The sequence below is a fragment of the Salinisphaera sp. LB1 genome, from assembly GCF_003177035.1.
Classification (GTDB): domain Bacteria; phylum Pseudomonadota; class Gammaproteobacteria; order Nevskiales; family Salinisphaeraceae; genus Salinisphaera.
This window is the reverse complement of the sequence record NZ_CP029488.1, coordinates 908975-921728: the sequence shown is the minus strand read 5'-3', so window position 1 is coordinate 921728 and position 12754 is coordinate 908975. Positions and strand designations below refer to the sequence as shown.

The window sequence follows — 12754 nt, the reverse complement described above, 5'->3', positions numbered from 1 at the left end:
GGTATGTCGCCCGGCCCGGGTCCGTATGGCGCGGCCAAATCTATGGCTCAGTTCAGCCAGACCAGGCCGGCGTTGAGATACAGCGCATAGCTGGCCCAGGCGAGATACACGGCGAACAACAGCCCGGAGAGGCGGTCGGCGCGCCAGAACGCCGCCGTGGTCGCCGCGATCGCCAGCCACAGGACAACGATCACCAGCAACGCCCAGCCCAGCGCGTGTGCACCGAAGGCAACCGGCATCCACAGCGCGTTGAGTGCGAGCTGGAGCACGAACAGGCCCAGTTCGCGGCCGAGTCCGCGGGCGCGCCACACGCGCCAGGCGGCCACGGCCATGGCGATGTACAGCAGTGTCCAGACGATCGGGAAGGCGGCATCCGGCGGCGTGCCCGGCGGCTGGTCGAGGGCGATGTACCAGTCGCCGGGCGGCGCGAGCGCGCCCGACAGCGAGGTCAGCGCGACCAGAATGCCGCACACGGCCGCGGCCCGCGCGGGGTTGAAGCGCCGTTCGGCAGGCGATCCGGTCATGGCAGGCGCCTCTCGCATCCGCGCGCGGCGCCGACCGTGTCCAGCAACAACCCGGGCATGGCGTCGGAGGTGCCCAGATAGGGCGCGATCTCGATCGTGACGTCCGGATGCGCGGCACGGGTCTGCGCGACCTCGGCCGGAATGTCCTCGGCCACATGGCGCCCGGCCGCCAGGAAATACGGCAGGACCGTGACATGCGTGGCACCGTCCTGGATCAACTTTTCCAGCCCGTCGGGAATGCTCGGCGGCGCCAGCTCCAGGAAGGCACACTCGATCGCCGCGAAGCGATCACCGGCAGTGGTCCGGACCCGGTCGGTCAGGCCGCGGACCTCATCGTTAGATTCGGCCCGGCGGCTGCCATGGGCCACCACGAGCAAAGCGTTTGTCATGCAGTGATTCCCGGTATTGCGAGTTGTCGAATACTCATTCAGCATCGACCCGTTTCAAGACGGCTCGATGCTACCAGACGCGGCCCGCTCTGGCGGTGGGACAGGGCCGTACCGAACGGGCGGGCAAGCCATCGTTTGGTCGAGTTGATAGAATACTCGCCCGATCGACAAACGCCGCCGATTTCGGCGAGGTTCGACATGTCAATGCCCCAGAACGAACCCGTGACTTTCACGCGCGACTGCGAGGCCGTGCTCATCCCGGCCGGCGACACCGTCGAGATTCCGGTGGGAACGCACGGCAACGTCACCCAGGCGCTGGGTGGCTCGTTTACCGTCTATATCGCCGGCAATCTCATCCGCATTGCGGGCGAGAACGCCGACGCCATCGGCAAGGAAATGCCGGAGCCGCTCAAGTTGCCGGACAACGCCACCGCCGAGGATGTCGAGGCGATGGTCTGGGAACAGATGCAGACCGTGTTCGATCCGGAGATTCCGATCAATCTGGTCGATCTCGGTCTGGTCTATCGCTGTGAATTCGACCACAGCGACCCGGACAATCGTGTGGTCGATATCGACATGACGCTCACCGCGCCGGGGTGCGGCATGGGCGACATCCTGGTCGACGACGTGCGCGCCAAGGTGAAGATGGTACCGACCGTGGTCCGGGTGAACGTGGAAATGGTCTTCGATCCACCCTGGAGCATGGAAATGATGAGCGACGCCGCCAAGCTCCAGGTCGGCATGCTGTAGGGCGTATTGCGTTTCAGTCCGCCAATGAACGCAAACGGCGCAAATGGCGGACTGGAGGCGCGACGCCGCTGGTTTCGGGGCGCTTGTGACCGGCCTTTTCGTTCCTTAAGACAGTGATCCGCAGATTTCGCCGATTACACAGATGGCGGTTCAGAGGTGCGAGTTCGATCGAGGTGCGAAGGGCGGTTTACGCTTTGTTCCCGAACGCATCATTCGAGTTGCAAGCTTCGTTCGACGCCGTCGCTGGTTAGCGCCTCGAATCCGCTATGTCACGAAAGCACGACCGCATCTGTGTGAATCGGTGTCATCTGTGGATCGTTTTCTTCAAAGAACGAAGCCCGAAAGCACAACGGCGCCTTGGGCGTGGAAAAGGCCACCCGGCCCGAGTACAGGCGCGATGTCGTGCCTAGAAGTGCACGATGCCCAGCACGCCGATCACGATCAGATAAGCGGCCACGATGTAGTTGAGCAGCCGCGGCGCCAGCAGGATCGCCACGCCGGCGACCAGAGAGATGACGGGCGCGAGATGTCCGCTGCTGATGGTAATCGTCATGGGAGCGTTGTCGTTGGTTGAGCGAAGCCGGCAGTTTCGATGATGCGCCGAATCGGCACAAGCGGTTGCCGGACCTAGGGCCTGTTGCCGTTTCGTGCGAGCGCCGCGTTGGAGACCGCAAATCGTGTCCGGCAAGGCGCGAGTCGCCGTGTCGTGGCGTGCCACGACCCAGACTTGCAACGCCGCCGGGCGCCCCTAGTAAATTTTTTATGGGCGGCCCAACCCCTCGGGACAAGTGCTGTTTTGCGGCAATCCAGCGTTGTAGCACGCTTGTGCAGAGTGACTGCACGGCGCGCACTACGCCTCGTCTTGCCGCAAAACAGCGCTTGGCGCGGACTCGCACGAAACGGCAACAGGTCCTAGTGTTGTTCGAGTTCGGCCCCGATCAGTCGTTCCAGGCGTGCGCGCTGGGCGGCAATCACTTCGCGCGTGCCGGCCTTGAGATCGGTGGTCGCGCGCATGGCGGCGTAACCCTCGGCCAGCAGATCGTAGGTGCGGCCGAGGCCGAAGGTGCGGGCCGGCGCGCGGGCCAGCTTGAAGGCCCACCAGGCGGCCCGGTTGTCGGCATAGTCGGCGACCAGATCCACCAGTTCCTCCAGCCATAGAATCTGCTGTAGCCGGTCGTCACGCCGGCCGACCCGGCGCAGCGCGCGCACATAGCTGTGCGGATTGAGGCGGGCGTTTTCGGCCAGCAACGCGTCGGTCATCGCGGTGTCGAGGCTTTCCGCCGCGGCCTGGAGTTCGATGGCGATCACCAGCGGGCGATCGCGGTCGACGATGCGGTCGACCGCGCGTGCAACTTTTTCCGGCCGCCCGATCAGCTCCGACCAATCGGCATCGCGATAAAAGCGACGCGTGAGAAACTCGAGCAGGGCATCGCCGTCATAGGCGGCGACGCGCTCGGCATGAAATGCCGCGACCCGGTCCGACTGCCAGTGCCGTAATTCGGCCAGGCGCCGGTGAAACAGCGGATCGCGCCGTGTCGCGATCGCGCCGCGGGCATCGCGCAGGGCGGCCAGCGCTTCGCCGAGCGGACGGGCGGCGGCGCTCATGGCTGCCTCGCCACGTGCCGGATGAGCGGGGTCGCCAGACCGGCGGGAGGCGGCCCCTGGCCACCGGCGATCACGCATGCCAGCGGGGGTGGCGCGGCGGCCTCGGGCGGCGTCTCGCGCGCTACGCATAGGGCGGTCCGGGCGCTCTGGCGATCGGCCTCGATGCGCTCTGAAAAGCGGGACAAATCATGCCTGAATACATTCATCTCTCATCTGTCGTTGTCCGAACAGCCGCACTGCCGCAGCCGGTCCCGGGACTGTCAATGCGGCCCGTGCAGGGCGGGGGGATAGGCTCCCGGCCTGGGCGCCGGGTGTCGACCCCGCTATCACAGCGACCGACATTGCCGATTGTCCACGGTGCGCGACCGCGGCGGCGGGCCCGGGCGATCGTTCCCGTATACTGCGGATGACTTGCGAATTTCCTGTCTATTCATACCGGTCCATGCCCGCGCACGCCAATGCCGATCTGCAGGCCAGACGTCGCGCCAGCCTGGCGCGTATCCGCAGGCTGGCGCACTGGCTCGACGACGCCTGGCGTGTGCCGATGATCGGCAAGCGCGTCGGTATCGACGGTGTCATTGGCCTCCTGCCGGTCGTCGGCGATTTCGCCGGGCTGGTATTGTCCAGCCTGATCATCGGCGAGGCCGTGCGTCTGGGCGCGCCGAAGCGTTTGCTGATCCGCATCGGAAGCCACGTGGGCGTGGATTTCGCGGTCGGTCTGATTCCGGTCGCGGGCGATCTGTTCGACATGACGTACAAGGCGAATCGCCGCAATCGGGCACTCATCGAACGCTGGTTGGTGGATGTCACCGCGGAATCGAACGGCGCCCGGGGCGTCGGCGGCGATTATTGACGGATCAAGGGCTCGGCCCGGCTTTGCCGTGCCATGTTCAAGGGAGGGGTATGACTTCGGATCACCCGACAAGCGGTTCGCCGCGACGTCTGCGCGATATTCTCGGTGCTGCCATGGCCGACCGGCCCGCCCCGTTTCATGCCATCGAGCTGGCCGGCGGGGGCCGCGCCATCGATCGCGGTCCGGGTATCGTCGAACTGGTGCCGATGGCGCCGGTCGCCGATGCCGCGGCCACGGTCATCTCCGCCGGCATTCACGGCAACGAAACCGCACCGCTGGAGTTGCTGCTGGAGCTGGCCGGCGATCTGGATCATGGCTGTGTCACGGTCGGCGCGCCGGTGCTGCTCGTCGTCGGCCATCCGGCCTCGATCGCGGCCGGGAGACGTTATCTCGATACCAATCTCAATCGGCTGTTCGAGCGTCCCGCCGCCGTGGGCGAGAGCCGTGAACATCGGCGCGCGCGTGCGTTGATGGACGCGCTCGATGCCTTCTGGGCCACCCACGCCACCGGGGCCTCGGCCGGCGGCCAGCGCGGGACGCCCTTGCATCTGGATATGCACACCGCGATCCGGGCCAGTCGTTATCCTCGGTTCGCGGTCGAGCCGTTCTCGGCCGTCGAGACCCCGGCGCCGGTCTGGCGCGCGCTGGCCGCGGCCGGGCTGCAGGCGGTGCTGTCCCAGCATGTGGCGAGCCCCACCTTCTCGCATTACAGCCGCGCCCGGCACGGGGTCGCGGCCTTCACGCTCGAACTCGGCCGGGTGGCGCCCTTCGGCGCCAACGACATCACGGCATTGGCGTCGATGGCCGATTGGCTGGCCGCGCGCGTGGCGGGCGAGGCCGCCGCGGAAGCGCCGCCGACGAGGCTGATGTTCTTCCGTGTAATCGACGAGCTGCGTCGCGTCAGCGAAGATTTTTCTCTGGGGTTCGACGACGATGTCGCCAATTTCACGCCGTTTGACGTCGGATCCGTGATTGCCCGGGACCGCGAGGCCGGCGCGACGATCGTCGCCGATGCGCCGGTGCATATCGTATTCCCCAACGCGAACGTGGAACGCGGTGCCCGCGCTGCGTTGCTGGCCCGGCCGGTGCCCACGCCTGTTACGACGGATGCGTGATGTCGTTGTGATCACGCGCCTGCTAAGCTATTTGGTTTGCCGTTTTGCGAGGGCGACTGAACGCGCATGGCCGATAACGCGATACCGCTGGTCGTTCGGGACCTGCACAAGAGCTTCAACGACAACCCGGTGCTCGAAGGTCTGTCACTGGAGGCACACGAGGGCGACGTGATCTCGTTGATCGGCGCTTCGGGCTCGGGCAAGAGCACGTTCCTGCGCTGCATGAACCTGCTCGAGATTCCCAATGCCGGCGATATCGTCGTGCACGGTGAGCCGGTGGCGTTCCAGACCAAGCGCGGCGAGCGCGAGCCGGCCGACTGGAAACAAGTCGAGCGTATTCGCGCCAAGCTGTCGATGGTGTTCCAGGGCTTCAACCTGTGGGCGCACATGACGTTGATCGGCAACGTCATCGAGGCGCCCGTGCATGTGCTGGGCAAGTCGAAAAAGGACGCCCGCGCGCAGGGCATGGCGTTGCTCGAACGGGTGGGCCTGGCCGAGCGCGCCGATTATTTCCCGGCCCAGCTGTCCGGCGGCCAGCAGCAGCGTGGCGCGATCGCCCGCGCGCTGGCGATGGACCCGGAGGTCATGTTGTTCGACGAGCCGACCTCGGCGCTCGATCCCGAGCTGGTCGGCGATGTGCTCAAGGTGATGCGGGGGCTGGCCGACGAGGGCCGGACCATGGTGGTGGTCACCCACGAGATGGATTTCGCCCGCGACGTGTCGTCGCAGGTGATCTATCTGCACCAGGGGCGCGTGGAAGAGGCCGGCAAGCCCGGCGATGTTCTGGAAAACCCGAGCTCGCCGCGACTGCGACAGTTCCTCGGGCCGCGATTCTAGTGTCCTGTCCTGGGTATTTTGCCGTATTCAGAACGCCTGTGCGCGCGCAGCACAAGGCGCGCGACTGCGCCATAGCGGGCCTATGGCAAAGGAGCGCAACGCGGTGATGGGCGCGCACAGGCGTTCCCTTCGGAATATAGGGTGTGGGGCGAGGCGGCGCGCGCCCGTGGACGGCGTTGCGCCGCTTGGCCAGGGGGATGCCCTGGCCGGCGCGGCGCGCCTTGCCACGAACGCGCGCCGCCTCGCTGAATACGACAAAATACCCAGGGCAGGACACTGGCGATGATCGATTTCCAAGGGTATGGCTGGCGCCTGCTCGGCGGCGCGGCGCTCACCGCGGAGCTGGCATTGCTTTCGCTGGTACTGGCGCTGGTGATCGGGCTGGTGGTGGCCAGCGTGAAACTTTCTCGCTCGCGTGTCCTGCGCGGCCTGGCGCTGCTTTACACCACGGTGATTCGCGGGGTGCCCGATCTGGTGATGATGATGCTGCTGTTCTATGGCGGCCAGATCGGCGTGAATGTGGCGATGGACCAGGTCAACGCCTGGCTCGGTACCGACATCTTCGTCAACGTGAACGCCTTCGTGGCCGGCGTGATCACATTGGGCGTGATCTATGGCGCGTACATGTCGGAAACGTTCCGCGGTGCTTTCCTGGCGGTCGACGCCGGCCAGATGGAAGCCGCGCGGGCGTATGGCATGAGCGGGTGGCTGGCGTTCCGGCGCGTGCGTTTCCCCTTGATGATGCGCCACGCCCTGCCGGGCATCAACAACAACTGGATGGTGTTGCTCAAGGCCACCGCACTGGTTTCGATCATCGGCCTGTCGGATATGGTGCGCATCGCCGACCAGGCGACCAAGGCCACGCATCAGCCGTTTTTGTTCATGGTGCCGGTGGGCATGGGCTATCTGGCGATCACCAGTGTATCCGAGCTGTTCGTCGGCTGGCTGCGGCGCCGTTATGACGCGGGTTTTAATACGTCGAAGAAGGGGGTGTGATGGAACAGTGGCTCGCTCATGTCGCCCCGTTCTTGTCGCACAACGACATCTTTACCCCGGCGACGTTCGCACAGTATTGGCACGGGCTGGTCAGCACGGTGCAACTGGTCTTTATTTCGCTGCTGGTCGGTATCGTGCTGGCGGTACCGCTGTCGATCGGCCGGGCCTCGAACCGGATCTGGATCTCCGGGCCGATATGGGTCTACACCTATGTGTTTCGCGGCACGCCGCTGCTGATCCAGCTCTACATCGCGTATTACGGCTTTGCCTTCATACCCGGTGTGCAGCAGAGCTGGTTCGCGTTCTTCATCAATAATCCGTTGTACCCGGCGTTGTTATCGTTTGCGCTCAATACCGGCGCGTACACCACGGAAATCTTCTATGGCGCAATCCGGGCCACGCCGCGGGGCGAGATCGAAGCCGCCCGCGCTTACGGCATGTCGACGTTCACCTGTTATCGGCGAATCGTGCTGCCGTCGGCGTTCCGGCGCGCGCTACCGGCCTATGGCAACGAGGTGATCTTCATGCTGCACGCCAGCTCGATCGCCTCGGCCGTGACGATCACCGATCTGACCGGTGCGGCCTACTATGTCTATGCCCGTTTCTACTCGCCGTTCCCGGCCTTCATCTTCGTGGCCTGTGTCTACATGGTTTTGAGCTTCGCCATCCAGGGCGGGTTCCGGCTGGCGGAGAAGCGCCTGCTGCGGCATCTCAAACCGGCCTGAGGGGTAAAAATTCGGCTCGTTGCGCATTGGCAGGGTTTGGCATGGCCGTTCACGCCAAGCGATACGTCCGCAAATAAACGCGGATAAGCGCAAATGAATCCGGCCTCAGCACGCAAGCCCGAGCGATCCTTGCGTTGAAAGACGCCCCGCCTTAAGCGGGCCGGGGCTTGATTCGCGTCCTTCGCGTTCATTGGCGGACTGGTATGAATATCCCGCCAACCAGCGAAGAACCGGCAATCCACCATGTTGCACGTTTTGTGCATGTTCACGGCGCGACATCCGTGGTTCAATCCATGTGTCGTGTCGGCGGCGCTCGTCGCTTCCGGCCGCACCCATTCACGAGGACCGAATCGATCATGAAAAAACTGCTCACCGTATCCGTGCTGGCCGCAAGCGTGGCACTGGGCGCTGGCGTCGCCACGACCGCGAGTGCCGCGGGTGACAACGTTCGCATCGCCACCAACGTGCCCTACAAGCCGATGGAATACACCAAGCCGGACGGCACGCTCACCGGCTTCGATATCGACCTGGGCAATGCCCTGTGCAAGCAGGCCGGTCTGCACTGCAGCTGGGTGCAGCAGGACTGGAACGGCATCATCCCGGGCCTGATGGCGCGCAAGTACGACGCCATCATGTCGTCGATGACCATCAACGACGCGCGCAAGAAGCACGTGCTGTTCTCGACCCCGTACATCGTGGTGCCGTCCGCGTTCTTCGTGCCGACCGGTAGCTCACTGCACAAGATCGATGCCGCGACGCTCAAGGGCAAGAAGATCGGCGTGCAGCGCGGTACCGTCCAGGACAACTACGTCACCGACAAGTACGGCAATATCGCCATCATCAAGCGTTATCAGAACGCCGACGACGTCGCCGTCGACATGTCCGCCGGCCGCCTCGACGCCGCGTTCTTCGACCAGATCACCGGGCAGAGCACGCTGATCGACCCGCATCCGGATAAGTATCGCCAGGCCGGTCCCGATATCACCGGCCCGAAGAAATACTTCGGCGACGGTTTCGGTATCGCGTTCCGCAAGAACGAGCAGGGCCTGGCCAAGAAGTTCGACAAGGCGCTCAAGGCCGTCAGGGACAACGGCACCTACGCCAGGATCTACAAGAAGTACTTCCACAAGGCGCCGCCCGCGAAGGACAAATAACGCGAACGCGCAGTGGGCTCAGAAAGCGCGCCGGGATCACCAGCGCGCTTCTTTTGTTGTCGGATCGGGAAGCCGAGTCCGCAAATGAACGCAAAAAACGCAAATTAAATAAGATTGCGTAACGTCGGGCGTGCGATCTCTGCGTAGCCGGCCGGCGGTCGCAAAGAGCCGGAACCTGGCCACTCGTGACACGCCGCTTCATTTGCGTTCTTCGCGTTCATTTGCGGACTGTTTTTCTTCCAGTTCGCGACTGGCGGCGAAGCCCGCTTAGGCCAGCGTATTTTCCGGTGTACGGCCCATCAGCGTATCCAGTGCCGCGCGCTTGGATTCGGCTTCGATTTCGGCATACAGCGAGAACGGGTCGATGACCGCACGTCCCAGCGCGGCTTCCAGTTCGTGCTGGCTGGCGGCGGCCGTGCCTTCGCCGGCGTCGTCGTCGTCGCCGAGGTTGGACTGGAAGATGCCCGCCGCGCTCACCGGCAGGAAATCCTCGTAGACGATCGGGTGGGCCACGACATGCCCCGAGGCCACCAGGGCTTCGATGGCGCCGTGATCGTCGGTGAATGCTTCGACATCGAGCGTCGATTCGCCGACCGCTTCATAACGAAAATAAGCCAGCTCGCGCCGGCGCAGCGTATCGAGGTCGTCCGGAAACTCCTCGAATATGCCGTGCAGCGCGGCCTGATAGTCGGCGTTGGCGTCGCGCTTGTAGGTTTGGGCCGCGGCCAGCAGCCGATCGTACAGCGCACGCCCGTCGGGTGTGAGCGCCACGCCGCGTTGCTCGATTTCGCCGAAGCGCGCCGTATGTCGGCCTTCGGTGTCGCCAGCGAAGCGGATCGACTCCTCCAGCGCCTTGAAACTGGTCTGGCGCAGGAGGATGGGCACGTCGCGCCGGGGCGGGCCTTCGATGACGGCCTTCGGCGTGATGCCGTATTCCGGCATGGCCGCCTGTGCCGCGTCGATATCCAGTGTGCGCGGTGTCAGATGATTGATATGCGGGCCGCGGAAACAGACCACGTCGGCGATGAGCTTGTGTTCTGACGCCAGCGCCTCGTAAGTCGCGTAATCGACCGTGGCGTCTTCGTGCCAACGGAAGGTCTCGATCGCCTCGGCGACGAATGTGTCGGCTTCGGCCTCGGTGAGCCCGCCTTCGGCTTCGAAGGTCTCGATCAGTTCGCGCACACGCGGCGTGAAGATATCGCGCGCGGCGAGAATATCGGCGGCACGCTGACGCAGACCGTCATCCTCGATCAGATCGAGCCGCAGCAACGACGTGAACAGCCGGAACGGATTGATCGCCAGGGCTTCGGTCTCCACCGGCCGGAATGCTGTCGAATGCACCGGCACCCCGGCGGCCGCCAGATCGTAGTAGCCGACCGGCGCCATGCCCATCACGGCGAACAGCCGCGCCAGCATGCCGAGTTCAGCGGCCGTGCCGACACGGATTGCGCCGTGACGCTCCACCGACAGCCGATCCAGATCGTTGGCCGCGGTCATCTGCCGGGCCAGGGCTGGGTTATCGGCGAGCGTTTGCTCGTTGATATCGGCCACGAGCTCCAGCAGCGTGCCGTATTGCGGCACTTCCTGCCGATACATCTCAGACATGGCGGCGGCGAAGCGAGAACGTATGGTGTCGGGCGCGACGAAATGAGCCGAAGGCATCATTTACTCCGGAAGATGATGTGGCGAGTAGCAGTTTGGCATTGTCGTACCACGCATGCGGATGAAGTCATTAAAAAAATCGGAATACATGGCCTCGACGTTGCTCATGCTTTCCATCCGTTCGAAGCACAGCATCGTGTCGCTGACTGGACAGCATGAGCAACGTCGGGTGCCGACACGTGAGTTCCTGGGCTGACTCATCGGATAAAGGGCCAGAAACCAGGTCGTCAAGGCGGAGCTTGGTCGAAGCGGAGATCGTAACGAACGTCACCGTCGTCTGATATCGACACCGCTGGCATGGCCAGTGCGTGCGGCCGGCGCGCTCGAGCGTCGCACGCCGCCGGCAATGACACACCGGGCAAGCAAGGCCACTCGGCCAACGGACGGCGGCTCCGGCTGAGCCGGTATTCGGACTTCATGTGCCTTGCGCGACAGCTCGCACCGGGCGCTTGTTTGGCTAATCAAGCCAATCGATATTAATGGGTACCCAACTAAAGTCGGATCGTATCCAATTATGCGTTTATATAGCGTCCATTATTAAGGCATTTAATAACGATTCCTGATGACCGACCGTTTTTACGCCGCGCCAACCGCCGGGCTGCCACCGCAGACGGCCCGTACCGTGGATCGCGCCGTATTCGAGACAGCGTACGCTGTGATCCCGCGTGGCGTGATGCGCGACATCGTCACCAGTCGTCTGCCGCACTGGCGAGATACACGCGCCTGGATTCTCGCCCGCCCACTGTCCGGTTTCGCCGAAACGTTCGCCCAGTACGTCATGGAGGTCGGGCCGGGCGGCGGCAGCGACACACCGGAGCCTGACCCCGGCGCCGAAGCCGTGTTGTTTGTGCTCGACGGCCGACCGACCGTGACACTTGACAATACGGCCTACGAGTTGCGTCCCGGCAGCTATGTGTTCGTCGGGCCGGGCACCCGCTGGACCCTGCATAATCGAGATTACGTGCCCGCGCGTTTCCAGTGGATCCGCAAACGCTATATTCCCGTCGAGGGCATCGACGCCCCGGCCAGCTTTGTCACGCACGACGACGATGTCGTCCCCGAGCCCATGCCGGACTGCGACGGCGTCTGGGCGACCAGCCGGTTCGTCGATGCCGACGACATCGCGCATGATATGCACGTCACAATCGTGACCTTTCAGCCCGGCGGCGTGATTCCTTTCTCCGAAACGCATGTCATGGAACACGGTCTGTACGTGCTCGAAGGCAAGGCGGTCTATCAGCTCAACAAGGACTGGGTCGAGGTCGAGGCCGGCGACTTCATGTGGCTGCGCGCCTTCTGCCCGCAGGCGTGCTATGCCGCCGGCCCTGGCCCGTTCCGTTACCTGCTCTATAAGGATGTCAACCGGCATCCCTCGCTCGCGCTACATCAGTCCGGAGATATCCGGTGACGAGTGCTCACGCAACCGCCGGCATGGACGCAGCCATGGCAGCGCAAGGCGGCCCCGACACCGTCGACCAGAAAATCCGGCGCGATATTGCCAATGCAATCTTCGACCAGCGTATGCCGCCGGGCACCAAGTTGTCCGAGGCCCGCCTCGGGGAACTCTACGAAGTCAGCCGGACCGTGGTCCGTAAGGCGCTGTTTCGATTGGCTAGCGACAAACTGGTCGATATGCGGCCCAACCGCGGCGCCGTCGTCTCGCAGCCGACAGTCGGCGAAGCACGCGAAGTGTTCGAGGCACGCCGGCTCATCGAGTCCGCCATGCTGGAACAAAGCGTTGCTGCCATGACGTCGGCCAACCATCAGCGCCTGCGTGAACTCGTTGCTACCGATGTCGCTGCACACGATAGCCGTGATCGGCAGCGCATGATCCGCGCCTCCGGCGATTTCCACCGTGGATTGGCCGCGATGTCGGGCAACACGGTGCTATGCGGCTTTCTCGACCAGCTCATCGGCCGTACTTCGCTGATTATCGCCATGTATCAGAGGCATACGTCAGCCGCTTGCTCGCATCATGCGCATAGCGAACTGATCAAGGTGATCGAGCGCGGCGATATTTCGGGGGCCCAGCACACCATGCGGCGGCACCTGCACGACTGCGAAAACGAGCTCGATTTGGCCGAGTCGCCGGCCGAAAACGAGTTGGCCCAGATGCTCGGCGCGCGTGGCGCCCGCAACTGATC

At 64.1% G+C, this 12754-nt stretch carries 14 protein-coding genes and 1 pseudogene; 9 read left to right on the top strand and 6 right to left on the bottom strand.

The annotated features are described in order from the left end of the window. Positions 1-47: 47 nt before the first annotated feature. Both SALB1_RS04205 and SALB1_RS04200 read right to left on the bottom strand, forming a co-directional pair. Complete coding sequence (locus SALB1_RS04205) at positions 48-524, bottom strand: TspO/MBR family protein (protein WP_109992716.1); 477 nt, start codon at positions 522-524, stop codon at positions 48-50. Then, positions 521-913 (bottom strand): sirohydrochlorin chelatase, encoded by a 393-nt coding sequence (locus tag SALB1_RS04200; protein WP_109992715.1) that lies wholly within the window; start codon positions 911-913, stop codon positions 521-523. The genes SALB1_RS04205 and SALB1_RS04200 overlap by 4 nt, the downstream gene beginning before the upstream one ends. Positions 914-1111: 198 nt before the next feature. Here SALB1_RS04200 and sufT point away from each other — a divergent pair, with 198 nt between their 5' ends. Further along, entirely contained in the window at positions 1112-1663 is a 552-nt protein-coding gene (gene sufT, locus SALB1_RS04195; RefSeq protein WP_109992714.1) for a putative Fe-S cluster assembly protein SufT, read from the top strand. Positions 1664-2069: 406 nt separating this feature from the next. On the opposite strand, the gene SALB1_RS04190 is transcribed toward sufT, so the two are convergent. After that, positions 2070-2216 carry a DUF3096 domain-containing protein gene (locus SALB1_RS04190; RefSeq protein WP_109992713.1) on the bottom strand — a complete coding sequence of 49 codons (147 nt, stop codon included), beginning with the start codon at positions 2214-2216 and terminating at the stop codon, positions 2070-2072. Between the two features lie 359 nt (positions 2217-2575). Beyond that, a complete protein-coding gene (locus SALB1_RS04185; protein WP_109992712.1) occupies positions 2576-3268 on the bottom strand; it encodes a hypothetical protein in 693 nt (230 codons plus the stop codon). Positions 3269-3710: 442 nt separating this feature from the next. On the opposite strand from SALB1_RS04185, the gene SALB1_RS04180 reads away from it, so the two are divergent. From SALB1_RS04180 to SALB1_RS04155, 6 genes are all read left to right on the top strand, one after another. Then, the gene (locus SALB1_RS04180) at positions 3711-4121 is read left to right on the top strand and encodes a DUF4112 domain-containing protein (protein WP_158590617.1); all 411 of its coding nucleotides are present in this window, start codon (positions 3711-3713) and stop codon (positions 4119-4121) included. Between the two features lie 50 nt (positions 4122-4171). Then, positions 4172-5236, top strand: coding sequence for a succinylglutamate desuccinylase (locus tag SALB1_RS04175; protein WP_199678690.1), 1065 nt, complete (start codon positions 4172-4174; stop codon positions 5234-5236). A 66-nt stretch (positions 5237-5302) separates the two neighbouring features. Continuing rightward, positions 5303-6073, top strand: a complete 771-nt coding sequence (locus SALB1_RS04170) for an ABC transporter ATP-binding protein (protein WP_109992710.1) — start codon at positions 5303-5305, stop codon at positions 6071-6073. A gap of 282 nt (positions 6074-6355) precedes the next feature. Continuing rightward, complete coding sequence (locus SALB1_RS04165) at positions 6356-7069, top strand: ABC transporter permease (RefSeq protein ID WP_109992709.1); 714 nt, start codon at positions 6356-6358, stop codon at positions 7067-7069. After that, the gene (locus tag SALB1_RS04160; protein ID WP_109992708.1) at positions 7069-7794 is read left to right on the top strand and encodes an ABC transporter permease; all 726 of its coding nucleotides are present in this window, start codon (positions 7069-7071) and stop codon (positions 7792-7794) included. Before SALB1_RS04165 ends, SALB1_RS04160 begins: the two co-directional genes overlap by 1 nt. Before the next feature lie 356 nt (positions 7795-8150). Further along, on the top strand, positions 8151-8948 hold the full coding sequence (locus SALB1_RS04155) for a transporter substrate-binding domain-containing protein (RefSeq protein ID WP_109992707.1): 798 nt from the start codon (positions 8151-8153) through the stop codon (positions 8946-8948). A gap of 267 nt (positions 8949-9215) precedes the next feature. Here the strand turns inward: SALB1_RS04155 and SALB1_RS04150 are convergent, their stop codons facing one another. Both SALB1_RS04150 and SALB1_RS19820 read right to left on the bottom strand, forming a co-directional pair. Further along, on the bottom strand, positions 9216-10610 hold the full coding sequence (locus SALB1_RS04150) for a VOC family protein (RefSeq protein ID WP_109995263.1): 1395 nt from the start codon (positions 10608-10610) through the stop codon (positions 9216-9218). Positions 10611-10680: 70 nt separating this feature from the next. After that, positions 10681-10986 (bottom strand): annotated as a pseudogene (locus tag SALB1_RS19820) (hypothetical protein); the annotation flags it as partial. Positions 10987-11172: 186 nt separating this feature from the next. Between SALB1_RS19820 and SALB1_RS04140 the strand changes: the two are divergent. Together SALB1_RS04140 and SALB1_RS04135 are read left to right on the top strand one after the other, a co-directional pair. Beyond that, positions 11173-12018 (top strand): bifunctional allantoicase/(S)-ureidoglycine aminohydrolase, encoded by an 846-nt coding sequence (locus SALB1_RS04140; RefSeq protein WP_109992705.1) that lies wholly within the window; start codon positions 11173-11175, stop codon positions 12016-12018. After that, positions 12015-12752 carry a GntR family transcriptional regulator gene (locus SALB1_RS04135; RefSeq protein WP_145961229.1) on the top strand — a complete coding sequence of 246 codons (738 nt, stop codon included), beginning with the start codon at positions 12015-12017 and terminating at the stop codon, positions 12750-12752. The genes SALB1_RS04140 and SALB1_RS04135 overlap by 4 nt, the downstream gene beginning before the upstream one ends. The last annotated feature ends 2 nt before the right edge of the window (positions 12753-12754 follow it).